Raw genomic sequence first — 24,901 nt, 5'->3', positions numbered from 1 at the left:
GAGAGACATCTCCTGAGCGTAACACTGTGCTAATCCCGGAGATCCCTCACTATATTCGGGATGACGGGGTCTTTATCGATGTTTGCCTCAAAGGAGCTGGGCGCTCTGGATAACGGAGTGTGAAGACCTTTTTTTAGCTTAACACTTGATAAGCAGCCCCAAGTCTTCTACCATGGACAGATGTTGCAGTTTCGCTAGTGAAATAAAACCATGATGAGTGACAAATTGTTTGGTAATCAATCAATTATTGTAACCCTTGACGTAGACGCCTTATTATTTGACAGGTTAAAGCAAATAGCTCATGCAGGATTTTCTGTCGTAGAAATCAATTGCTGTGAACAAGGGTTATTGAAAAAAATTCTCCAGGATTTCCCCACCTTACGTGTAGGAGCCAGCAATATTATAAGCACCCAGCAATTAGAAGAATGTTACACTGCAGGTGTACATTTCGCCTCAAGCCCAGGCTTCTTGCCAGCAATTGCACAGACCGCTGCAATCTATTCGATTAATTATATTCCTGGTATCGCAACGATTTCTGAAGCAATGCAAGTTATGGCCTTAGGTTATCATCAAGCAAGACCATATCCTGCAAACCTTGCCTTCTGTGCCTCATTAAATAAATGTCTGCCTATGTTGCGTCTATTTCCAGCTGAGATTGAGTGGGATGAAGCGGAGCACTATCTCAGTTTGCCAGCAGTAGCAGCTGTTAGCATTCTTAACCCCGAGAGCGAGCATTTAAGTGCTCTCTCTACTGGAGTTTTTGCATAAATCAATAACAAGCAAAAAAGCGCCAAGGCAAATGGCGCTATCCGCCAGATTGAAAACCGGCCAGTGGTGGTTTTTATAATAGAGATCGATAAAATCGATCACATGCCCTAACACCGCCCTGTCATATAAATTTCCAACAGCACCACCCAGAATTAAACTAATTGCCAAAGATTGTAGCTTTGCTGTTGGTGTCAATCTTGCTAACCAGACAATCAAAACGCCACTCATTACCACAGAAAATCCAGCAAAAAACCAACGATGCCAACTACCAGCGCCGCTTAAAAAGCTAAAAGCAGCACCTGTATTGTAAGCTAAGGTAAAATTGAACATGGAAAAGACAGCCTCAGGCTGATAAGGGACCAAATTCGATTCTGCCCAGTATTTGCTTAGCTGATCAAGCAGCAATATAGCTATGCTTAAAAGAAACCATGGCCATCTTTTCATGCAAACTGCCTCACTTCATCGGTTCCAGTGATATTCCCTGCACAACGTAGGCATAACTCAGGATGCTGAGGGTCAGACCCTACATCTTCACGCCTATGCCAGCATCGACTACATTTCTCATAAGTGCTAGCCCGAACAGCAATAGCTAGTCCCAGGTCTTTATTCGTTTGTATAACATCCTTGGCTTCTTCTAGTGGTTTAACAACCGCAGCAGAAGTAATCAAAATAAAGCGCAATTCATTACTTAGTTTGCTCAGAACGGGGAAAAGCTTTTCTCCTGCATAAAGCGTTACCTCAGCTACTAAAGCAGATCCAAGTACACCCTCTTTACGCTGACTTTCAAGTGCTCTGTTCACCTCATCACGGACAAGCTGTAACTGCTCCCAGAAGGCCATATCGACGTCTTCAATTTGCGGCCAAGCGGTATACCATTGCTCAAGAAAAACCGATTCACTGATCTTACCCGGGATAAACTGCCATATTTCCTCAGCTGTAAACGATAGAATTGGAGCTAACCAGCGAGTCAAAGCATGAATGATATGGTACATAGCCGTTTGGCAAGAACGTCTCGCTAAGCTATTCCTAGCGGTGGTATATTGCCTATCCTTGATCACATCAAGATAGAAGCTTCCCATATCAACGGCACAGAAATTATGGATTTTCTGATAGATTAGATGAAAATGATAATTCCTATAAGCTTCCTCAATTTCTTTCTGTAAGACCTGACAGCGTTTAATAGCCCAACGATCTAGTTCGACCAATTGCTCAGCTGCAAGAGCATGCTCCTCAGGATTAAAGTCAAAAAGATTGGCTAATAAGAAACGAGAGGTATTTCTAATACGCCGGTAAGCATCTGAATTACGTTTTATTACTTCATCAGAGATACTTACCTCATGGCGGTAATCAGTTGAAGAAACCCACAGACGAATTATATCGGCACCGTGTTGGTTAATTAATTTATCCAGTGAAACATAGTTTCCTTTGGATTTTGAAAGTTTCTTCCCTTCAGCATCAACTGTGTAACCATGAGTCAATACCGTCTTATAAGGAGCATGACCATAAATCGCTACTGCGGTTGTCAACGAGGAATTAAACCATCCCCGATGCTGGTCAGATCCTTCCAAATACACATCAGCCGGCGAACCAAGTTCTGGATTCTGCTTTAGAACGCAAAAATGAGACACACCAGAATCGAACCAAACATCGAGTGTATCGCTGCTTTTATCATAATGCTGCGCATCTGCACCTAAAAATTCATTGATATCAAGCTCAAACCAAGCGTCGATGCCCTTTTTTTCAACACGTTGAGCAACTTGTTCAATAAGTTCAACTGTACGTGGATGAAGCTCTCTTGTTTCCTTATGTATAAACAGAGTCATAGGCGTACCCCAGGCACGCTGACGTGAGATACACCAATCAGGCCTTGTTTCAACCATTGTTGAGATACGTGCCTTACCCCAATCCGGTACCCAATTAACACGATCTATTTCATCCTGTATCGCTTTGCGCAAACCATTCTTATCCATGGCAATAAACCATTGTGGTGTCGCAAGGAAAATCATTGGTGTTTTATGGCGCCAGCAGTGAGGATAGCTATGGCTAATTTTTTCACTATGAAGGAGAGCTTTACGTTCTGCCAATACTTCAATAATTTTGTCGTTTGCTTTTAATACTGATAGTCCGGCAAAAAGAGGTACATCACTGGCGTAGCAACCGTTTCCAAGTACAGGATTGATAAGTGGTAAATCATAAGCTAATCCAACTTGGTAATCGTCAGGACCATGAGCAGGCGCGGTATGAACACAGCCTGTTCCAGAATCAGTTGTGACATGGCTTCCTAAAATAATAGGCACCTGACGCTCATTAAAAGGGTGTTGCAGCATAATTCTTTCAAAGGCCTGGCCCTTTGCCTTACCAACTTTTTGATAACTTTCTATGCCATAACGCGACATCACTGAGGCTAATAACTCCTCATTCACTAGAAAATAACGCTCACCAGAATCGACTAGAACATAATCTAACTCAGGGTTCAGACAAACAGCCTCATTTGCTGGTAAGGTCCAGGGCGTTGTAGTCCAAATCGGTACAACGACAGGCTTCTCACCTAAGGAAGAAGCAATTGCCAGAATTTGTGTTGGCTGCACAGCCATAAAAGCAACATCAATCGATGGGGAAACCTTGTCTTCGTATTCAACCTCAGCTTCCGCTAGCGCAGAACCACAATCAATACACCAATGAACCGGCTTAAACCCTTGCTGTAGATGACCATTTTCGATGACTTTTGCTAGGGCACGAATTATATTTGCTTCATAGGAATAATCCATCGTTGCATAGGGATGTTCCCAATCACCAAAGACCCCCAGACGTTTAAATTCTCCACGCTGTATATCAATTTGGCTTGCTGCATACTCACGGCATTTTATCCTGAACTCTTCCGCGGAGATTTTTGCGCCGGCCTTGCCTACTTTTTTCTCAACATTAAGCTCAATAGGTAAACCATGGCAATCCCAGCCAGGCACAAAGGGTGCTTCAAATCCATCAAAGGATTTGGATTTAACAATGATGTCCTTGAGAATCTTGTTAAGTGCGTGACCACAATGCAGATGCCCATTGGCATAGGGTGGACCATCATGAAGAACAAAACGCTTAGCGCCCGCATGCGTTTTTACAATTTTTTCGTAAATACCCTTTGTTTCCCAGTTTGCTAACATCTGTGGCTCACGCTGCGCGAGGTTCGCCTTCATTGGAAAAGACGTATCTGGTAAATTTAAGGTATCTTTGTATTCTGCCATAGTGCCTACTCTATAAAGCGTTAAGTATAAACCAAAAAAACACAACCGAATCTACTACGACTCAACTGCATTTTTCAGGATAAAACGGCGCGCGCGAAACTCCGACTTGGCCGCTGCAACATCATCATGGATTTGCGCAATCAAGGCATCCACTGATGAAAATTTAACCTCATCTCTTAATTTGTGCAAGAAAAACACTTGTAACATCTCACCATACAAGCTTTCATCAAAATCAAAAAGGTGTATTTCAAGAATATTTTTTGTTCCATCAACCGTGGGCCTGCTCCCTAAATTGGCGACCCCATCTATCAGTTCACCGCTGGCTCTGCGCACTTTTACACAAAAAACCCCTTTTAGCGGAAGCATAATACGATGCATACTCAAATTCGCAGTAGGGATTCCCCATTCCCTCCCACGACCATCTCCTCTAGTAACCCGGCCGCAGAGGCTAAAAGTCCGGCCTAATAAATCAGCACTACGCTCAAGTTCTCCCTGTGACAAGGCATCTCTGATTTTAGTCGAGCTTACGCGATAATTATCAATAGAAAAATCAGGAAAAGCGTGTATTGAGCAGCCCTGTTTGGCGGCTAGCTCTTGTAAAAGATGAATATCACCAAAGCGTCCCTGACCAAAACGAAAATCTTCCCCAATCAATATATGCTTACAGTTTAATAAGGAAAAAAAATAATGCTCTGCAAAGGCCTGTGCTGACATTAATGCCAAGGCCTTATTAAACTTAAGGCAAATAACATAGTCAACTTGGCACTGCTTAAGTACGGTTAACTTCTCTCGTAGATTAGTCAATCTCGCTGGCGCATCTTTGGGACGGAAATATTCCGCAGGCTGTGGCTCAAATAGCAGAACAATCAGGGGAAGTTTTAGGCTATCGGCTTGTTTTTTTAAGGTTTTTAATAAAGCCTGATGCCCAAGATGCACACCATCAAAGTTACCAATAGTTGCTACACAACCATTAGTAAAATCAGGAATCCTATGTAATCCACGCAACAGCTTCATAATTAATCAGAATTTTATAAAAAGAAAAAGATTATACCGAGTTTATATCAGATTGCGAAACTTAATAGGAACCCTCATTCATCCTCACTACCATTTAGTTAAGAATAATTACATGCGTTCGCGCTGAGCAGCTCAGCCTCTTTGGAGCAAATATCGGGAAAGAACTTCGAACCAGCAACCCCTCATCTATCCTTCAGACACTGCTCTTTGAGAGGAATGTGCGTAAGCACAGGTCTCGAAGCGTCACTATGCAAAGCTTCGAGACGGCCTAAAGGCCTCCTCAGCCCGAACGGTTTTGAGGTTGCTTCCTTAACTGGATGACAGGTGTTGAGCTGATTAGCTCGTCCTATCACTTAGCCCCAAAACGTCGTCTCACGACAACAAAGAAAACAGGTACAAAAAATACCGCAAGAACTGTCGCAGTAATCATTCCGCCAGTAACACCAGTCCCAACAGCATTTTGTGCCCCGGAACCCGCTCCAGTACTTATAGCCAAGGGCAAGACCCCGAAAATAAAGGCAATTGAAGTCATTAGAATAGGGCGAAAACGCATACGTACGGCTTCAAGGGTTGCTTCTACTAAGCCTTTACCCTCTTTCACAATCAAGTCCTGGGCAAATTCAACGATCAAAATCGCATTTTTTGCAGACAAGCCTATCGTAGTTAATAAACCAACCTGGAAATAAACATCATTATTCATTGAGCGGAAACTTGCAGCTAATAAAGCACCAATAACCCCTAATGGTACAACCAACATGACTGAGAAAGGGATTGACCAACTTTCATATAAGGCAGCCAGACATAGGAAAACGACAAGCAAGGAAATTGCATAAAGAGCTGGGGCCTGATCACCGGAGAGGCGTTCCTGATAAGACATTCCTGTCCAATCAAATCCGATGCCAGAAGGCAATTGGGAAGCTAAGGAGGCCATTAAAGCCATTGCATCACCACTGCTTTTACCCGGAGCTGCTTCACCCAAAATTTCCATGGAAGGCAGGCCGTTATAACGCTCCAATCGAGGAGAACCGTACTGCCAATGGGTTGTACTAAAAGCGGAGAACGGCACCATTTGCCCTTTATCACCTCTTACATACCAAGTATTAATATCACCGGGCAACATACGATGAGGCGTTTTACCCTGCATATAAACCTTCTTAACCCGTCCGCGATCGATAAAGTCGTTCACGTAAACAGACCCTAAGGCGGAGGAAATTGTTTGGTTAATATCCGCAACCCTGACACCTAAGGCCTCTGCTTTTTCCTGATCAATTTCTAATTTAAATTGTGGCGTATCTTCCAAACCATTCGGACGGACACCTACCAAAGTATCAGGATGCTCTGCCACCATACCTAAAAGTTGGTTGCGCGCATCAGTTAATTTTTCATGGCCAAGATTTCCCCTATCTATCAATTGAAAATCAAAACCACTTGCGGTACCTAACTCAATAATTGCTGGTAGATTAAAGGCAAACACTAAACCATCTTTGATCTGAGAGAAGGCCCCCATCGCCCTGCCAATAATAGCAGGCACTTTATTTTCTGCCCCTCCACGCTTTTCCCAATCCTTCAAGGTAGTGAAAGCGATACCTGCATTCTGTCCTCGTCCACTAAAACCGAAGCCTACTACGCTAAAAGTTGAAACAGCATTTTTCCCTTCCTGGGTTGCGTAATAGTCATAAACCTGATCAGCAATTTTTTGGGTACGCTCTAAAGTAGCTCCCGCAGGTAATTGCATCATCGTCAGAACCAGGCCTTGATCTTCCTCGGGTAAAAAAGAGGTAGGCAGCGTAAGGAACAAATAACCCATCGCAAAAACAATCAACAGATAAACGACCAGATAGCGACCTGTCTTAAGCAATAACTTTTCAACGCGGTTGTGATAGCGTTGTGTCAAATATTCAAAGCCATTGTTAAACCAGGCAAAAAACCCCTTTTTAGCGCCGTGTCCCTCTGCAGAAACAGGTTTGAGCATCGTTGAACAGAGTGCCGGTGTCAAAATCAATGCAACCAAAACAGAAAGAGCCATGGCTGACACAATTGTTACCGAAAATTGGCGATAAATAGCCCCCGTTGAACCACCAAAAAAAGCCATCGGTATAAACACAGCCGAAAGGACCAGGGCAATCCCAATCAAAGCCCCTTGAATTTGCCCCATAGAACGCCGCGTAGCCTCTTTAGGACTGAGCTTTTCTTCAGCCATCACCCGCTCAACGTTCTCGACGACAACAATTGCATCATCAACCAACAATCCAATTGCCAAGACCATACCAAACATGGTGAGTGTGTTAATCGAATATCCCATGATCGACAAAACAGCAAAGGTTCCCAGAAGTACGATTGGTACTGCCAGAGTAGGAATTAGAGTAGCCCTGAAATTTTGTAAAAACAGGTACATTACAAGGAAAACCAGGATGATCGCTTCGAATAGGGTTTTCACTACCTCATGGATAGAAATTTTAACAAAGGGCGTTGTATCGTAGGGATAAACGATTTTAAAGCCGGCAGGAAAAAAGGGCTGCAATCGTTTGATTTCATCTTTGATAGCAGCTGCGGTACTTAGCGCATTTGCCCCAACTGCGAGCTTGATACCTAAACCAGCTGCAGGCTTGCCGTTATAACGCGCGATAACATCGTAATTTTCCCCACCTAGCTCAACACGAGCCACATCCCTTAAACGGACTTGGGAACCATCAGAATTTACCTTTAGCAGTATTTTCCCAAACTCCTCTGGCGATTTTAATCGAGTTTGCGCAATGATAGAGGCATTGAGTTGCTGCCCAGGTACTGCCGGAGTTCCACCTAATTGACCTGCAGCTATTTGGTTATTCTGGGCGCGAATCGCTAAAATTATATCGCTAGGTTGTAGTCGGTAATTATTCAGCTTATTGGGATCAAGCCAGACTCGCATTGAATACTGCGAACCAAAAAGTTGCACATCCCCTACCCCATTCAAACGGCTAATAGCATCCTTAATATTAGACGCCACATAGTCAGCAAGATCGTATTGATCCATCGAGCCATTTTCAGAAACGGCCCCCAAAACCATTAGAAAACTAGAGCTTGCTTTTTTAACACTGATGCCTTGTTGCTGTACTTCCTGAGGCAATAAGGGCATTGCCAATTGCAATTTGTTTTGCACTTGCACCTGAGCAATATCAGGGTCAGCCTTTGCATCGAAGGTTAGAGTGATAGTCACAGTACCTGAGGAATCACTTTGTGATGACATATACATGAGGTTATCGATACCACTCATGTTCTGCTCAATGGTCTGAGTCACTGTGTCCTGAACGGTTTGCGCATCTGCACCAGGATAAATAGCAGAAATAGCAACTGCTGGTGGCGCAACTGATGGGTATTGGGCAACGGGTAAGGTTAAGATTGCTAGAGCACCGGCCAACATGACAAGAATAGCTAAAACCCAAGCAAATATTGGTCTATCAATAAAAAAATTCGACATTTCTAACCACTCACATGCGCACTGATTGGAGCCTTATCTGCAGCAGCCTTGGTTTTTGACTCATCGTCTGATTCAACTGCCTTTACAGCCATCCCGGGGCGGATTTTTAGTTGCCCCGTCACAATAATCTGCTCACCTGCTGTTAAGCCACTAGCAACCAACCATTTATCGCCAATAGCCTGCCCTGTAGCTAAGGTACGTAGTACTACCTTGCCTTGCTCATCCACTACAAGAGCCGTAGCCTGACCCCGAGCATTACGAGTAATACCCTGTTGCGGAGCGAGTAAAGCATTTTCTTTAACCCCCTCTTGGATACGGGCATGCACAAACATCCCAGGTAATAACTCTTGATTTGGATTAGGGAAAATCGCGCGTAAGGTGATAGAACCTGTGGTTTCATCAACAGTCACATCTGAAAACTGCAGAGTACCTTTTTGTTTGTATAAACTGCCATCATCGAGGATTAAATCAACAACAACACTCTCTGCATTTTGCTTAAGCGAACCCTTGGCAAGTTCGCGCTTTAAATTCAGAAAATCGGTGCTTGATTGAGTAACATCGACGTAAATCGGGTCAAGTTGCTGTACAGAAGCTAAGGCTTTAGGCTGCCCAGCTGTTACCAATGCACCTTCTGTAACACTGGATTTACCAATACGCCCACTAATTGGTGAACTCATTTTGGTGTACAGGAGATTAATACGCGCCTGTTCTAAACCTGCTTTAGCGGCTACAACTGCCGCATCAGCCTGTTTGGCATTAGCAACTGCTTTATCGTAATCTTGGGGACTCACATAGTGGGTTCCCAAAAGAGGTGTATAGCGCTTGACTGTTAAATGACTAATATCTGCACTTGCTTGCGCCTTAGCAAGCTCTCCCTGAGCACTGTCAAAAGCAGTCTGATAAGTGGCAGGATCAATTTGGTATAAGGATTGCCCAGCGATTACATCACTACCCTCTGTGAACTGGCGTTTTAGAATTATGCCACTGACCTGAGGTCTAACCTCAGCAACCCGGTAAGGGCGTGTTCGCCCTGGTAGTTCTGTAGTTAGTGCCAGTTTCTCTGCCTTAAGCTTAACTACACCAACCTCAGGCAATGCCCCACCAGCTTTGGCTTGATCATTATCGCAACCTGCGAGTAGAAACATGCCGGAACATAGCGTCGCAAAAGCTAATCGCATGACCCTACTATTCTCATTCATAAACATCCTCAACAGCGTAGCTAGCCCCTCAATGAGACTAGTCCTTTTGTTTCATTTCAATTATTTCGAATTCTCACAGCTTGACTGCAGGGAGTCGAATTTTTTTGGGACTGTTCATTTTTGTCCCGCAAAGAAAAAAAAAAGAAGAATACTCCGCAATTTGTCAGATCTCAATGTTAGCCAGAGAAAATTCTTAGGTGTAAGAGGAAAGCGCCTCAAGAACCCCTGTTGAAAAGTCACTTTCAAATATACCATCTCCCCCCCAAAAAAACCGAATTCCCGTAGCTTGACCGCGGGATCTGTCAGTGGTGCAAGCTACATAGACCCCGCTTTCAAGCCGAGAAGATTCGGAATAGTAAAAGGTTTTTTCTACTTAGAACTTGCAATTTTTGTCAAAGAATATTATTAAGGAGATATGTTGTGCAGGATAAAGTCATGAAAAGCGTTTTGTACAGGAAGAAAAGTGTAAACTTTAGCTTGTACAATGCAGGTCCATGAATAGGCTGCTTTGATTGATACTAAGGTACTACAAAACCATGGAAACCGTTCTCGTTTGCCTTGTTCTTCTACTGTTAATAGTCATTTCTGGTGTCGCTACAAGGCTAATTCCAGGCTTGCCTAGTCCCGTTTTACAAATTACGCTAGGTGCTGTAGTTGCCGTTTTATGCCCCTCCTTTCATATTGGTTTTGATCCAGAGCTTTTTATGCTCCTGTTTATCCCCCCCTTACTTTTCAGCGATAGCTGGCATTTCCCCAAACGGGAGTTTCTGTTAAACACCCGCCCAATTGTCATGTTATCGATTGGCTTGGTATTTTTTACAGTAGGCGGTATCGGCTATATGGTCCATTGGATAATCCCCGAACTACCCTTACCAGCTGCTTTCGCTCTAGCAGCTGCCTTATCTCCTACTGATGCAGTCACACTCCGTTCGATAAGTTCCAAACTCAAAATGCCTCAACGCATTACTCATATCTTACAAGGAGAAGCTCTTTTAAATGACGCCTCAGGTCTTGTTTCTTTTAAGTTTGCAGTAGGAGCGATGCTTACCGGTGTTTTTTCTTTTAAAACCGCTAGTCTTAGTCTCATATTTATCAGTCTTGGTGGACTAGCTATTGGCGTGATTCTGACTTACTTTTTTATCACTCTTTTAGGGCAGCTAACTCTAAAAAGTAATGATGAAACAACGACAGAAAACCTATTATTGCTGCTCTTACCATTCACAGCCTATCTTAGTGCTGAAGCCTTGGGCTGTTCTGGAATCCTTGCAGCAGTTTCTGCTGGATTTACTATTGATAAGGCAGGCTTTTTAGATAGAACCATGGCTAGAATGCGCATCGAGGGGCATTTTGTTTGGGGGATGCTTGATCTGACTCTCAATGGTCTTATTTTTATACTCCTAGGTTTATATTTACCTCATGCAATTGAACTAATTGATAATACTGGCTTTGGCTTGGCAGACTGCAGTGTCATCATCGCAATTATTACTTTCAGCCTAATTTTTCTGCGAGCACTCTGGATTTACATAACACTGCCTTTTGAAGCCTTGATTGCCAGACATCGTCGTAAAACCTGGCACCTTCCCAATCTAAGGATTATTGCAGTATTTTCCCTAGGTGGTGTTCGCGGTACCATTGCCTTAGCAGCCATCCTTTCTTTACCAACGCTCATGCCTGATGGCACTCCCTTTCCCCAACGAGATCTCTTAGTTTTACTTGTTGTCGGTGTAGTACTTTGCTCCTTACTGATTAGCACAATCGCTCTTCCTTTAGTACTTCCAAATCTAAACGCTATCATTTCAAAGCCTGCTGATAACGAGGAAAGCGTAGCGATCATTGCTGCATCGCAGGCAGCAATCCGAGGAATCGAACAATGCATGGAAGCGCTTTGCCTTAATGCTAGTGAACAGGATATTGCTATCTGCCAACAAGTTGGTAACTCGCTGATGGCTGCACTCAATCAATTTGTTTTGTCGAATATTGGTGCAGAATCCGAAAAACTCGCTAGTATAAAAGCCTTATCCTATGAGAACCAAATGCGTTACGCATCACTAGAAGCCGCACGGCATGAGCTACTCTCTTTACGGAAACAGAGAAAAATCAATAACACAACCATGATGACCATTATATCCAGACTGGATCTAAGACAACTTACCCTAATCAATGAGAGAAAGAGTTCGATCTTTAATATACAGAAAGAAAATTCGAATTAAGGGCAAGAACAATCAAAAATAAGTCTATAAAATAGGCAATTACTCTTTCTTAAGATATACTTGAGAAAATATTTGACAAGTCCAGTGCAATAGGAAGCAATCCTTTTGATATCTGGTGTCAAAATAATTTATATCTAATAGCGTAAAATTAAGAATAAACATGGACCAACCTTTAATTAATATTAGTCGCAAACACGCTTTGCTATTCGCCTGCTTTTTAGTGTTTTATGAGTTTCTGACTTATATCGCCAATGATATGATTATGCCCGGCATGATTAAAGTCGTTGAGTCCTTTAATGGACCAGAAACAGCAATCGCAACCTCACTAACCGCTTATGTTCTTGGCGGTGCAAGCCTGCAATTATTTCTTGGTCCGATTTCTGATCGCTATGGTCGAAGACCAGTTATGCTTTTTGGCGCCTCGCTTTTCCTTATCTGTACAATCTTAATTGCCTGCTCTAATTCAATTGGGCATTTTTTAATTGCGCGCTTTTTCCAAGGGATGGGACTTTGCTTCATTGGCGTTATCGGTTACGCAACCTTGCAAGAAATTTTTTCTGAAATGGACGCTGTACGTCTGATTGCGCTCATGGCTAATGTATCGACAACGGCACCTTTACTCGGTCCCCTTCTTGGCGCGGCCTTTATCCACTATTTTAGCTGGCGACTAATCTTTGTTCTTATTGGTTTTTTTGCGCTGATAACTCTCTGGGGATTATGGCGATTTATGCCTGAACCTGTAGGCCAGCTAAAGCGAGATGGTGAAAGAATTAACCCTGTTTCTCTCGCCCCAAAGATTATTGCAACAAACTATCTGAATTTGTTAAAGAATATACCTTTTATGCTTGGGTCAACTGCTCTAGGACTTATGGTTCTCCCCTGTTTGGCTTGGATTGCGCTTGCTCCTGTTATCCTGGTTACTGACGCGAAGCTTACAGTAATTCAATATGCGCTTTGGCAAATTCCTGTATTCGGAGCGACAATATTAGGCAATTGGTTTCTACAGCATCTTAGTTACCGCGGAAGCTTGCGTAAAATCCTGATGATTGGCTCAATCATTATAGGGATCGGATTACTGGCAGGCTTTATCCTGCCTCTTGCAATCAGCAATTACTTTGTCTGGCTCATGCCCGGACTTATTATTTATTTTTTTGGTTTAGGTGTTGCTGGCGCGCCGTTAAACAGGCTTATTCTCTTTTCTACGCCTGTAGGTAAAGGCACAGCTTCCGCCTTAATGAGCATGATCAGCATGTTGATACAGGCCTTAGGTATTGAGGGCGCTAACTATATCTATCTCTCTCATAACAATTTACTTTTTGGTCTTCTCTGCGCGCTGATAGGCCTTGCTTATATTGTCTTTCTAGTCGGCTTATTTCTATTGACAGGTTCGGAGAGTCAGGACATCGATCCTAATTCACCTTCTAATGAATAGATCTTTGTTGCTGGGTTCCACAAGATTTTCCATGCTATTTTGAGAGTTTTCGATGATATTAAAAACCTTTACTAAAGGCTTATTGGATACTTCCCCATAACCTGAAAATGGAAAACTAAGAACAGTTACTGCTGTTAGAAAACAACTTAAAAAAGCAGATAAAACTAAAAGAAAATGCTTTCCTTTTAGATCAGTTTCTAAGGAATAAATCAAAACAATAAGAACGGCTCCTAAAAAAATAATAACGTACCAGGCTTTTGGAATTAATACATCCAACATATTCACACGATTATTTCTGATCTCAATCAATTGATTCAACGCAGAAACAGCATTGCCATAGTAAACAAAAGCCACCGGATCTTGAGGTTTTGTTTTATGAAAAGACGAATATAAATTATTGTACATCTGCTGAGTGTCCGGACTTTCATTTCTAGTGGACATTGCCAGCAGCTCTACATTTAAAACCGAAGCAACATATGAGCTTAAATTTTGTCTTAGAATTTTCTGAGTTTCTGCAGGAAAGCCATTAATACTTTCATTAATAACATATAATTTTGATGCCTCAGAACTAATATACTCATTAACTTTTTGATAGTTATTCCAGAGAATAAACAAAACAAACCCGAGAAAAATGCTATAAAGCGAACTTATTGATCCAACAACTGCACGCGCAGTCTGAACCTCTTCTTTATTTGTTTTTTTGTGTTTTACACGACGAAATATCTTGCTAGTTGCAAGTAATAAAAAGAGATAAAGGAGAAAGACAAATGGCGGAAAAATGTGATTCATCAGACTACTCAACATTTAAAAACTCCTGTAATTAAACCGGGCCTGACTGATTATTTGTATGCGTTTACGCCCTATTTACCGAAAGTCTGTATCGCCCCCTGAATAGGTACGGAGTTTGCCATACCAATAAGAGGCTGGTATGGCTATGGTTATATTTCGCTAGGCTTTTTGAGTATAGACTGGATTTGTAGTGCGTATAAATATCTGAGTAAAGTATAGTTTTCCTCGGCTATCGCGCGCAAGACCAATGCCAGTTAAATTGAAATTACCTTCGATATTTCTGCGGTGCCCGGAGCTAGTTAACCAGTTTTTAACAACATCTTTGGCATCTTTATAATTGTAAGCAACATTTTCAGAACCACCTTTACAGTCCCCAATTTCTGCAAACAAACGATGAATCCTTTTATCAAAATATTTATGGCCAAAAGGAATAGCATGTCTAGCCATTTCACGACTATGTTTTGCAGCTTCCTCTGACATAAGATTATTCATTTTCAAAGGCTTTAAATGGTGTTTCGCTCTATATTCATTCACATAATATAAAATCGCTTTTTGATTGCTGCTATCAATCGATGAAAAATCAGCTGCTGAAGCAGCTATTTTTTGCGTTAAAAATACTGTTAAAAATAAAGTGGTTAAGCAGTAAAATACCATCGTTTTTTTTCTCATAATTTTGCCTTTGTTTACCCATAACTGACGTTAATTTAATCAAGTGTTTTTCAGTGGCAATGATGTAAAAAAAACAAGCATTTGTCTAGCAAAAAATAATCTTCTTATAACTGACTTATCTTATTAGGATTGAATAATCTTCTAAAATTTATATATAGCCTAATTTAATTTTAATAGAGAAAGTGATGGAAAAATTTATTGACCGCAGGGACGCGGGCATTGCTCTTGCGAAACGGTTAGAGGAATACTCGCAAAGATCCAAGGCTATTATTTTAGCCTTGCCTCGCGGAGGGGTACCTGTTGCTTATGAGGTTGCAAAGGCGCTTTCACTTCAGCTTGATGTTTTTATTGTGCGAAAACTTGGTGTCCCAGGGCATGAGGAACTGGCAATGGGAGCAATTGCAAGCGGAGGTACAGTCATTTTTAATGATGAAATTATCAATTCTTTATATTTATCTGAATCACTCATAGAGCGAGTCATTCAAAAAGAACAAAAAGAATTAGAGCGCCGCGAAAAATTATATCGCCCAAACCTCCCAACCCTAGAACTAAAGGATAAAACGATCATCCTCATTGATGATGGCATAGCAACGGGGGCCACGATGCATGCCGCAGTTCAAAGCATAGATAAACAAAAGCCAAGGCACTTGGCAGTGGCTGTGCCCGTCGCCGCTTGCTCTACTTATAAGGAATTTTCTGGAAGAGTTGATAATTTCGTTTGCTTACTAAACCCCGTCAATTTTTATGCCGTAGGCTTATGGTACGATGATTTTAACCAAACGACGGATGAAGAAGTCACTGAGCTACTAATAAAAGCCAATCAATAATATCCACATTCTTGATTCTGATAATTACAAGAACCTGAAGGATAACAGCGTGGCACTACTGCGCAACGATATCGTGGGAAATAATAATAAGGGCCGTAGCCGTAGTTAGGAGGATAGTAGGAATTATAATAGGGATAATTGTAAGGAGGATAACCGTTGTAATAGCCAGCGGGCTGATTAACGATAATGACAGTATTACCCCCGTTAACATAGTAGCTATAACAGAGGTTATAACTAGCCAATCCCAAAATCAGTGTAAGCATAGGCCATAATTTTAAGCTCATCTCAGCACCCTCTTTATAAGATCAAGCTGTCTTAATTATAAGTATAGCGCTAGGACGGCGATTATAGATAACCCCTCACTTTCTATTCACAGAATATTTTTGGTATATCAAGGGTAATAGCCACGTGGGATGTAAAAATCTTGGAGAAAGTTCAATTTTGAGTCCAGGTCGAGAGAAAAGTGGACTTTCTTGGGTACGGAGTGACCTATTACTATCAAGGCAAAAAAAAGCTGATCCATGTAGAACCCAACATGGATCAGCCTATTATTAATCGTGTGCTGGTACAGGACGAACAATCAGAACATCACACTCAGCGCCATGGAGAATGGCATTTGCAGTTGAGCCTAGTAAGAGTGCAAGGCCATGTTTGCCGTGGCTGCCAGTAACAATCAAATCGATTTTCTTTTCCTGCGCCACCCGAAGAATTTCATTCTTGGTTGAGCCGAATTCAATCATACAATGCTTGTCATCAACTCCTAGCTGTCTAGCTAAGTTAGCCAATTCTTTCTCAGCTTGCTCACGTATAGATACTTCAACTTCAGCAAAACCAGCAAAACCTGGATAAGCATAGGCAGGAATTGGTTCAACAACATGAACAAGTAGCAAGTCCGCACCATTTTCATCTGCAATTTTTTTCGCCTTATGAGCGGCTCTGATACCTACTTCATCAAAATCCGTCGCGAATAACACCCTTTTGTACATAGTTTCTCTCCTTGGCTATCTCTAGCTACACAAAGACTAACAGAAAATTTTTTAATTTCCCATAACATACAGTTTACTATAAAATTAGCGCCAGTCGAAATCCAAACAAAAACAATTCTGAAAATATACTTTAGGCGATGGCAAAAACCTAAAACTCATACCTAAAGGTTATATATTAAGATTGTATAAAGCTAGTCTATGTTTCTTGATTTATTTGGGGCTCTGACCTCTATATTGTCAACCTATTATTTTGTTCGTTTAGACAGTAAAGCCTGGTCGGTTGGCCTAGTTGCTACAAGTCTGAACAGCCTTCTCTATTGGCAAAATGCTATCTATGCCGATATGACTCTCGAAATGTTTTATTTTTTCAGCAATTGCTATGGCTGGTATCTATGGCGCCAATCTCACAGTCAAAAGGAGTTAGCTATTGGCCATCTATCTAAAAAACAAGGGTATTTACTCTTTATTGCTGTTATTAGTGGTTTCCTATTGATCCTAGGTCTCTTAAAAATGTTCACTCATTCAAATGTTGCAGTGCTTGACGCGCTTACCACCGCACTTAGCCTAGCAGCACAGTTGCTCATGTGCTACAAAATAATTACAACCTGGATTCTCTGGTTTTTTACCGATGTTCTTTATGCCTATATGTATTTGCATAAACGCTTAGCCTTTCATGGTCTCATGATGTTTATTTATACTGTGATGGCTGTAGTTGGCTATATCTCCTGGACCAGGCAAAGAGACAATCGTCTTAAGTCCACCTTGACTGATAGGGTTCATTATAGCTAGCCCGTAGCCTTAAGCTGGGATACAGGGCGGACCCAGGGATTATAGCGAGCTAACTCGGTAGGAAGGCTCTTAATTGCTGCCTGGGCATGCTCAACCTGGTTATACTCGCCAATTGTCAATACATACCAATCCGCTCCATCACGTTTTGTTAAGCGGATCTTTGCTGTTTTTTTAATTTTATGATTATTAACAAAACGCATAATATCTTCTTGTTTTGGACTCGCTAACAGTTGAATAGTAAATGGTCTGTCAATAACCTTTGGTACAGCTTTGGGAGCCGCTGCTTGTTGAACAGGCACTGGGGCAATTTGTTCTGGGATCGTTTCCGTTACTTGGGCTGGTGGAGGAATAGCAATCGTTTTAGGAATTACTACAACTCGATCCCTCACCACCAAAGAATCATCACTCTCATCTTCAATTGCTACATCAACAACTCGTTTAGGAGATGGCTGCACTTGTTGCCTCATTGCAGCAACATACCATGCAGGTATTTGACTGGGTCGTTTAATCAATTCCTGGTGGATATTCGGTAATTCGCTAAGCAGAATTAGCTCCCTTTCCGCCACAGGTACCACGGGCACTAAGGAAGGCAACGGTTGACTGATTTCTGCAACAGACTCTTCAAATTCATGTCCTGATGATAAGTCAACTGATGAGGGTAAAAACTGATTTTGCCAAATATAAGAAGAAGCAATTAAGGCTACAGCAGCAGTAGCCGCAAAACTTAAGCCCCTGATTAAATATTTTCTCTTATCACTTGATGTTGTAGCTGCAAAACAAAAATAGTCGATCATTTGGGCATTAATACGAGCGATATTGCCTTCTGTTAATTTATAAAAATGATCTAACCGCTTCTCAGTCATTGTTTTATCTAATTTTTTTGAGAAGGGTAAAACATGACGAAGATAGGTTTTGGTCTCAGTCACTGTTAAATTACCAGGTTCCAAGCTGTGGATTAGCTCCCTTTCCATCTTGTTTAAACTTGTCGATAAAGAATGATCAGAAACTAAGCAAAGATGGAAAAAACTACTAGCTCCTTGCTCTTTTAATTCGCTTAAGACTTCTTGTAAAAACGTATCAGGTAAATATTGCGCATCATCAATTATTAGCAGAATCTGCGCTTTACGCTCATTGATTTGTGCAATCAAATCCCTAAGTTTGGTATCGCTATCAGCTTTTAAATGAAATGCCGTGCTAAGTTGTGTTAATAATTCAGCCTGCGAAAATGGAGCCTTAGCCTGTATAACATGCGACTTAATATTAGAATCAAGGCCTGCTTGTAATAAACTGATGAAGGTTGTTTTACCAGAGGCACGCTCAGCAAGAACTGCTATCATGACATTACTGAAAAGCACCAGGTGATTAATATAATCAATTTTGGTTAACCAAGAACTAGGTTTAAAAACCTGTTTACCTACTGGTCCCTCTTTAATGCCTGGCTCAATCGCCTCATTTTGCATCGCTAATCTCCTTCAACTGCACTTTGCAAAGATAAACGCAAATCCTCTTCTGACACCTGATTTTCGATATAACAGTTGCCAAACGTTTTCATCAATATGAAGCGCAAGTTTTTATTTTTAATTTTTTTATCCTGTGACATTAAAGCACGCAACTCATAAAGGTCAATATCTCCAGGAATTCTACGTGGTAACTTAGCCATAGTCAGCATCTCATCGACTAAGAACAAATCTTTCTCATCTATTTTTAACTGTCGTTGCGATAATAAGGCAGCGCAGTATAGTCCGATTGATACAGCTTCACCATGAAGCCAACGGCTATAGTGAGTATAGGCCTCAAGCGCATGCGCAAAGGTATGGCCGAGATTGAGTAAAGCACGCTGGCCTGTTTCACGCTCATCTTCCTGGACATATTGGGCTTTAATTTGGCAACATTGGCTAATGATCTCGGCCAATTTGTCAGACTTATTGTTAGCTAAGCCCTCTTGCAAGGCACTATAAACCAATTGCAAAAACGCCCCTCCAGCTAGCAAAGCATACTTGATAATTTCAGCAAGACCGGCTCGAAACTCACGAGCTGGTAAGGTGGCTAAGGTATCTAAATCGATGATTACAGCGTTGGGTTGATGGAAGCTTCCAATCATATTTTTAGCTTGTGGGTGGTTAATTGCTGTTTTTCCACCTATGGAGGCATCGACTTGTGCTAATAAACTGGTTGGGATTTGTATGAAAGACACCCCTCTCTGATATGTAGCAGCCGCAAAGCCAGTAATATCACCCACGACGCCGCCACCTAAAGCAATTAAAGTGGTATCACGATGATGCTGTTTTGCAATTAGAACATCGTAAATCTGAAACAGACTTTGCTGGTTTTTATATACCTCACCATCTTCTAAGATGACGGTATCGCATTGTCTGTCTTCGAACGCTGTATGGAGATACTTAAGATAATGCGGCGCAATCGTATTATTAGTTACAATCAGCACTTGCCTAGAAGGCACATACCTACGAAGTTCATCAGGGTCAGTTAATGCATTATGCCCAATAAGGATAGGATAGCTATGCCCAGGCAGGCGAATATCTAACTCCTGGTATAAATCAAATTTCGCCATAGATATATTTTATAATGTTATTTGCTACTGCTTTGACAGTTAATTTATCCGTTTCAAAACTGATATCAGCCAGTTCGTCATAAAATGGCTCCCGCTCATCGCGCAAGGTCTCCAACCGTCCCTCTAAATCATCTGTTTGCAATAAAGGACGTTTGGTATCACGCTTTGTGCGTTCATATTGTTGTTGTAAAGAAGTTTTTAGGTAAATTACTGTGCCTCGGCCTGCTAGCGCATTTCGATTTTCAGGTGTCATTACAACGCCGCCACCAGTCGCTAATACAATGTTGGTTTTTTGGGTTAACTCATCAATTACTTTTTGCTCGCGACGACGAAATCCATCTTCTCCTTCGATATCAAAAATCCAGGAAATATCAGCTCCTGCGCGCTCTTCTATCACTTCGTCAGAATCATAGAACTCAAGCTTGAGCTCCTTTGCCAAAGTACGGCCTATTGTGCTCTTACCTGCTCCCATCGGCCCTATCAGAAATATATTTCGTACTTTAACTATGCTCATTTTTAATTACATACCCCTTGAACTGAAACATGGAGCCAACAAACCCCAGGTTTGATTAACGTAGTGCAGCTTAAGAATAAAACCAGGCCCTAGAGTCTATTTGTTGCAAAACATAACAACACCTAGTGAACCTGATTGCCCAATTCCATAGCTGGATTACCAAACTTATCCAACTCAACACCTCCTGCAACCGCTTGTCCCCTTCCTTTTTCTAAGCCTAAAGACAAATTGCTGGTTATTATCCTAGGAGTAATGAAAATGAGCAACTCCTCATTTCGAATGTTAGTTGCTTTATTCCTAAATAATCCACCTACAACTGGTAATTCACCCAGAAAAGGAACGCGATTAACCGCATTGTGCTTATTTTGTTTATAAATACCGCCCAATACGATCGTTTGCCCATTATCCACAAGAGCCGAGGTCTGAATTTCCTTAGTTAAAATAGAAGGGACCCCATTAAAAACCTTTAATGATGGTATATCTTGACTGATATGCAAATCCATCAAAATCTTACTATCAGGTGTAATATGTGGTGTCACCTTTAGGCTTAGCACCGCTTTTTTAAATGCAATAGCTGTCGCCCCACTTGCGGTTGATTCCTGATATGGAATCTCTTCCCCTGATTCAATAACGGCTGTTTGTTGATTAGTCGTTAACAACCTAGGACTTGAAACTATTTCTCCCTTCCCCTCGCTTTCAAGAGCAGATAACTCCAAATCGAGTAAGATGCCATTTCCCAATTTAGCTAATGCAATCCCTACTGATGCGGGAGAAACTGCAAGGGGTGCCGCAGCAAGATCGAGATTTAATCGATCAGCCAGAGGAACTGTATCTGCAGGTATAAGGTCTTGGGGCAAGAGATTAGCCTTCCTTAATTTGCCAGCTAGATGCCTCGGCGTTGATACTCCGAAACGGATCCCCAAATCCTTGGCAAAATCTTTAGTTACATTGACGATACGCGCCTCTATTAAAACCTGCTTAACAGGCAGATCTACCTGTCCCACATATTTTCTAATTCGCTCAATTTGTTGTTCAGTATCCTGCATCCAAATTGTATTTGTTCTATTGTCCACACTTATGCTACCTCGAGGAGAAAGAAGTGTTGTATTTTGATCTTTCAATAAGATGGCTATATCTTGCGCTTTCGCGTAATTTATTTGGATCAAATCAGAACGAAGTGGCATCAGATTTCCAAGATCGGACCGAACATTAAATTCTTTTTTCTCGCGGTCTATTATTTCTTCAGCTGGAGCTATAAGCATGACATTGCCTACTATTCGTTTACTTAAAGATCTGGTTGTCAAAATAATACTCAGAGCCTGATCCCAAGGGACATCATTTAAACGCAACGTAATACTGCCGTCTACTTTATCACTTACTACCATATTAATTCCAGTAAATTCAGCTAATAATTGCAAAACAGCCCTGACTTTAATGTCTTGAAAATTTAATGAAATACGTTTGTGATTCAGGTCTTGTTGTTCTAATCGGACCTGATTATTTTTATTCCCCTCTTTTTGAACTAAGCCTGGAATTCCATGGGCAATAGCAAAATCAGGTTTGCTAAATAAATAACCATACACTAAGGCCAAAAATAGCACTCCATTAATCTTAAACAAAACCAACTCCTAATTAGCGTCTATTAAATAAATATCCTTGAGCTTTTTTTCCCTTTTTCCTGCGATAAGACTGGATTCTTCAACGCGAAGATAGTTCTCCGAAATTTCAACAATCTTTCCAGAATTTGTACCAAGAAAATCCCCAATAACAACACCAGATAGCTCACCTCCTGGATAACTGATCAGTGCTAAGGTTTTTGATTGCGTCTTCATTAGGCCGACAAATCTTAAGGATTCTAGAGGAGTTTGTTTTAAGGAGTTTTGTAGAGTTGTCCTGTTACTAGCAGCATTTTTAGAGTCGTCTTTTTGCAATCGTGGCTGAAAAGGACTTGGGTAGCTATCCCGGCCTGAATATGAAAATTTTGCCAAATGCTCAAAATAGGGAATTGGCTCGGGCAATTGCCTCGGACGCGATTTTACCTCTTTGATATAGGTATGAATATCAGAATCAGCATAGGCTTGGCTGCACATTATCAAAATGCCTAGAATTCTTATTAATAGTTTATATTTTTTCATCTTTTGTTTTTTTTATTAGTTGGACTTAGGTAACATTAGTACTTATAAATTTTTACTCTAACTTTCATCCTTAAAAGATTAATTGGTTCGAGATTTAATTGTTTGCTATTTCCGTTAATTTCTTTTTTATTTATCTCAAAATCCTCAAAATAAATTAATTTTTTAAATGTAGAAATACCATTTAAAAATATCACTATGTTGTGATACTTTCCAATCACGATCAGAGTGAGGGTCAATTCTTTAGGAAATTTATCTTTTTCTTCTTCTTTAGGAGCAAAAAACTCAAAAACCAAACCAGAGGATATTGCCAATTGAGAAATCTCATTTAATAAAAGAGATATTTCATTATTTTTTACCAATTTATTTAGTCTGCTTTCATTCGTTTTTTTCAATATCGACAATTGCTCTTTATAAGCGTCTAAATTGGCTATTCTATGCTTTTCTTCAAATTCATTTTTCAAACCAACTTCTTCATTAACTAAGTCTTTGTAGTAATAATAATTTGAGCTAACACCAAGAAAATAAAAAATCGCCGAAAGCACAAGTCCTAACATAGTTATCACAAAATATTTGAGTGAATTAGGCCATTGCTGAAAATTATCCCAGGTCAATTCATTCAGATTAATCATATTCATAAACTCAGATTATCCGCTTGTTTTGATTTGAGAGTAAAACTTATGCTAAAACTGTTATTTTCTTTCAGTAATTCCTCATTTTTAATCTCAATTAAATTTGGAGCTTGCATCCAGGGATTATTTTCTATTTTCTGCATTAACAGAGATACTGAGTGGCTTGAATCAGAGTAGCCTTGTAAAATCACGCGATTCCCTATGCCTTTTATCCGGCTTAAATAGATTTGTTTAGGTATTAACTTGATAAGCTCATCGAAAAAATGGATGACTAAAACAGAACTATTCTCTAATTCTTGTAACAGCAGAATTCTATCAAGTAGATCGGATTTCTCTTTTTTTATTTTTTCTACTTTATTTATCATGATATTCAGAATTTCTATTTCATTTCTTAGTGCCTGATTAGAATTCATTTGTATTTCAGCAAGCCCGTTTACATAATACTTTGCCAATAAAGAAATAATTGTCAGAAAACTCAATCCAAGCAATGAAGAAAGTAAAAGCTTTTTCTTTTCATCTTTTCGACGAATTTCTCGCCAAGGTAGTAAATTAATTTTAATGCTCATAGGCTAGCCTTAATGCCAAACCAAAGGCAAGTGTGAGTGAAGGAGCTATTTTTTTTAATTCATTTAATTTAATATTTTTTGAAATTTTTAGTTCTGAAAAAGGATTAGCAATTTTTACTGGAATTCCGATTTGATCTTGAATTTCTTGAACAAGGAAGCTTAACTCACCAACTTCACCTGTCAGGTAAATACACTCAATAAAATCATAAGAACTAGTAGAAAAAAATAACTCCACTTGATTTTTAATATGCAATTTTATTCTATTGCTATCTAGCTCTTTCTCATGATTTTCACTAATAAAAACCTCTTCTTGCCTATAAATAATTTTTTCATTATCAAAAACAGTTACAGTTAAGATCTCAAAGCCAATATTAGTTAGAGCCACAACTCTGTACTTATCTTCAGCTGACAATCGATTTATTACGGAGGCAATAGCATAAGATTCAACATCAACAATTTTGACATCCAGTCCCGCTTCTCGGAATAATTCTATTCGTTTGTCTACCTTATCAGCCTTAGCAGCAACCAGCAGAACATCCATCATGGCAACATTTTTTTCGCTCGGACCGATAATAGAAAAATCAACATAAATATTCCCTGCCAGGTATTTATTAGCTTCCAAAAAACTAAGTTTTTCAACGTCGATGGCATTCAAACTATTTGCCAACTGAATCGTTTTGCTAATTACAGTAACATCAGGAACTGCTATAGCTGCAGTCTTAACTGTTGAGTTTAGTTGAGATAAAAGAGTCTTAATTGTTGCGATAATCTTAGCTCTACTATCATCGGAGGCTAAACGTACATAGGCATAATTTTCGATACAATACTGGTTTTTATAATAAGAAATTTCAAGAATTTTGATAGAAGTTGGGCTGATATCTATACCTAGAAATAAGCAATACTTTGGCCTGAACCACTTAAGCATTCCATTTTCTCCATTAACTTTACGACGATTTTGGACTATTTAGCGTTGATAAAACTTATTTTCCATGTCTAAGAATTAACAACGGTAGCAATCTTAGCTGATCGTTTTACAAAAAGATAGATTTCTTTAAGCGCTTGAAAATTAAACTTAAGATCTCTCATTTATCTATCTGTGCAAGGCTTGCACT

General features: G+C 40.5%; 22 protein-coding genes. 5 read left to right on the top strand and 17 right to left on the bottom strand.

What is annotated here, in order from left to right; all coding sequences use genetic code 11:
• The first annotated feature begins 210 nt into the window (after window positions 1-210).
• Window positions 211-768, top strand: a complete 558-nt coding sequence (locus BN1094_RS14450; RefSeq protein WP_044011788.1) for a multidrug DMT transporter permease — start codon at window positions 211-213, stop codon at window positions 766-768.
• Here the strand turns inward: BN1094_RS14450 and lspA are convergent.
• The 5 genes from lspA to BN1094_RS14425 all read right to left on the bottom strand — a co-directional run bounded on the left by lspA (window position 736) and on the right by BN1094_RS14425 (window position 9,674).
• The gene (gene lspA, locus BN1094_RS14445) at window positions 736-1,212 is read right to left on the bottom strand and encodes a signal peptidase II (protein WP_044011787.1); all 477 of its coding nucleotides are present in this window, start codon (window positions 1,210-1,212) and stop codon (window positions 736-738) included. The two genes, BN1094_RS14450 and lspA, sit on opposite strands and share 33 nt — an antisense overlap.
• Entirely contained in the window at window positions 1,209-4,004 is a 2,796-nt protein-coding gene (gene ileS / locus BN1094_RS14440) for an isoleucine--tRNA ligase (RefSeq protein ID WP_044011786.1), read from the bottom strand. Before ileS ends, lspA begins: the two co-directional genes overlap by 4 nt.
• 54 nt (window positions 4,005-4,058) lie before the next feature.
• On the bottom strand, window positions 4,059-5,018 hold the full coding sequence (ribF, locus tag BN1094_RS14435; RefSeq protein WP_044011785.1) for a bifunctional riboflavin kinase/FAD synthetase: 960 nt from the start codon (window positions 5,016-5,018) through the stop codon (window positions 4,059-4,061).
• Between the two features lie 349 nt (window positions 5,019-5,367).
• Window positions 5,368-8,475 carry an efflux RND transporter permease subunit gene (locus BN1094_RS14430; RefSeq protein WP_044011784.1) on the bottom strand — a complete coding sequence of 1,036 codons (3,108 nt, stop codon included), beginning with the start codon at window positions 8,473-8,475 and terminating at the stop codon, window positions 5,368-5,370.
• Window positions 8,476-8,477: 2 nt separating this feature from the next.
• The gene (locus BN1094_RS14425) at window positions 8,478-9,674 is read right to left on the bottom strand and encodes an efflux RND transporter periplasmic adaptor subunit (RefSeq protein ID WP_044011783.1); all 1,197 of its coding nucleotides are present in this window, start codon (window positions 9,672-9,674) and stop codon (window positions 8,478-8,480) included.
• A 536-nt stretch (window positions 9,675-10,210) separates the two neighbouring features.
• On the opposite strand from BN1094_RS14425, the gene BN1094_RS14420 reads away from it, so the two are divergent.
• Entirely contained in the window at window positions 10,211-11,884 is a 1,674-nt protein-coding gene (locus BN1094_RS14420) for a Na+/H+ antiporter (protein WP_044011782.1), read from the top strand.
• Window positions 11,885-12,044: 160 nt separating this feature from the next.
• Complete coding sequence (locus BN1094_RS14415; protein WP_044011781.1) at window positions 12,045-13,316, top strand: MFS transporter; 1,272 nt, start codon at window positions 12,045-12,047, stop codon at window positions 13,314-13,316.
• Here BN1094_RS14415 and BN1094_RS14410 read toward each other — a convergent pair.
• A complete protein-coding gene (locus BN1094_RS14410) occupies window positions 13,299-14,120 on the bottom strand; it encodes a bestrophin-like domain (RefSeq protein WP_052403315.1) in 822 nt (273 codons plus the stop codon). The genes BN1094_RS14415 and BN1094_RS14410 overlap by 18 nt on opposite strands.
• Window positions 14,121-14,264: 144 nt before the next feature.
• Window positions 14,265-14,774 (bottom strand): CAP domain-containing protein, encoded by a 510-nt coding sequence (locus BN1094_RS14405; protein WP_052403314.1) that lies wholly within the window; start codon window positions 14,772-14,774, stop codon window positions 14,265-14,267.
• 185 nt (window positions 14,775-14,959) lie between these two features.
• Between BN1094_RS14405 and BN1094_RS14400 the strand changes: the two genes are divergently transcribed.
• Window positions 14,960-15,601, top strand: coding sequence for a phosphoribosyltransferase (locus BN1094_RS14400; RefSeq protein WP_044011780.1), 642 nt, complete (start codon window positions 14,960-14,962; stop codon window positions 15,599-15,601).
• Here BN1094_RS14400 and BN1094_RS14395 read toward each other — a convergent pair.
• Both BN1094_RS14395 and BN1094_RS14390 read right to left on the bottom strand, forming a co-directional pair.
• The gene (locus BN1094_RS14395; RefSeq protein WP_044011779.1) at window positions 15,595-15,885 is read right to left on the bottom strand and encodes a hypothetical protein; all 291 of its coding nucleotides are present in this window, start codon (window positions 15,883-15,885) and stop codon (window positions 15,595-15,597) included. The genes BN1094_RS14400 and BN1094_RS14395 overlap by 7 nt on opposite strands.
• A gap of 267 nt (window positions 15,886-16,152) precedes the next feature.
• Complete coding sequence (locus BN1094_RS14390) at window positions 16,153-16,587, bottom strand: universal stress protein (RefSeq protein WP_044011778.1); 435 nt, start codon at window positions 16,585-16,587, stop codon at window positions 16,153-16,155.
• Between the two features lie 198 nt (window positions 16,588-16,785).
• On the opposite strand from BN1094_RS14390, the gene pnuC reads away from it, so the two are divergent.
• The gene (pnuC, locus tag BN1094_RS14385; RefSeq protein ID WP_044011777.1) at window positions 16,786-17,376 is read left to right on the top strand and encodes a nicotinamide riboside transporter PnuC; all 591 of its coding nucleotides are present in this window, start codon (window positions 16,786-16,788) and stop codon (window positions 17,374-17,376) included.
• Here pnuC and BN1094_RS14380 read toward each other — a convergent pair.
• The 8 genes from BN1094_RS14380 to pilM form a co-directional block, all read right to left on the bottom strand.
• Window positions 17,373-18,836: an AAA family ATPase gene (locus BN1094_RS14380; RefSeq protein ID WP_044011776.1), complete on the bottom strand. Its 1,464-nt coding sequence runs from the start codon at window positions 18,834-18,836 to the stop codon at window positions 17,373-17,375. The genes pnuC and BN1094_RS14380 overlap by 4 nt on opposite strands.
• Before the next feature lie 2 nt (window positions 18,837-18,838).
• The gene (gene aroB / locus BN1094_RS14375) at window positions 18,839-19,945 is read right to left on the bottom strand and encodes a 3-dehydroquinate synthase (RefSeq protein ID WP_044011775.1); all 1,107 of its coding nucleotides are present in this window, start codon (window positions 19,943-19,945) and stop codon (window positions 18,839-18,841) included.
• Window positions 19,932-20,459, bottom strand: a complete 528-nt coding sequence (aroK, locus tag BN1094_RS14370; protein ID WP_081935166.1) for a shikimate kinase AroK — start codon at window positions 20,457-20,459, stop codon at window positions 19,932-19,934. Before aroK ends, aroB begins: the two co-directional genes overlap by 14 nt.
• 122 nt (window positions 20,460-20,581) lie before the next feature.
• Complete coding sequence (locus BN1094_RS14365; protein WP_052403313.1) at window positions 20,582-22,078, bottom strand: type IV pilus secretin PilQ; 1,497 nt, start codon at window positions 22,076-22,078, stop codon at window positions 20,582-20,584.
• 9 nt (window positions 22,079-22,087) lie between these two features.
• Window positions 22,088-22,594, bottom strand: a complete 507-nt coding sequence (locus BN1094_RS14360) for a pilus assembly protein PilP (protein ID WP_081935164.1) — start codon at window positions 22,592-22,594, stop codon at window positions 22,088-22,090.
• A gap of 35 nt (window positions 22,595-22,629) precedes the next feature.
• Window positions 22,630-23,229: a type IV pilus inner membrane component PilO gene (locus BN1094_RS14355; RefSeq protein WP_081935163.1), complete on the bottom strand. Its 600-nt coding sequence runs from the start codon at window positions 23,227-23,229 to the stop codon at window positions 22,630-22,632.
• Complete coding sequence (locus BN1094_RS14350; RefSeq protein WP_044011772.1) at window positions 23,226-23,789, bottom strand: PilN domain-containing protein; 564 nt, start codon at window positions 23,787-23,789, stop codon at window positions 23,226-23,228. Before BN1094_RS14350 ends, BN1094_RS14355 begins: the two co-directional genes overlap by 4 nt.
• Window positions 23,779-24,714 (bottom strand): type IV pilus biogenesis protein PilM, encoded by a 936-nt coding sequence (gene pilM, locus BN1094_RS14345; RefSeq protein WP_044011771.1) that lies wholly within the window; start codon window positions 24,712-24,714, stop codon window positions 23,779-23,781. Before pilM ends, BN1094_RS14350 begins: the two co-directional genes overlap by 11 nt.
• Window positions 24,715-24,901 lie beyond the last annotated feature (187 nt).

The organism is Legionella massiliensis, from assembly GCF_000756815.1.
GTDB classification, from domain to species: Bacteria; Pseudomonadota; Gammaproteobacteria; order Legionellales; family Legionellaceae; genus Tatlockia; species Tatlockia massiliensis.
This window is presented reverse-complemented; position numbering and strand designations above follow the sequence as displayed.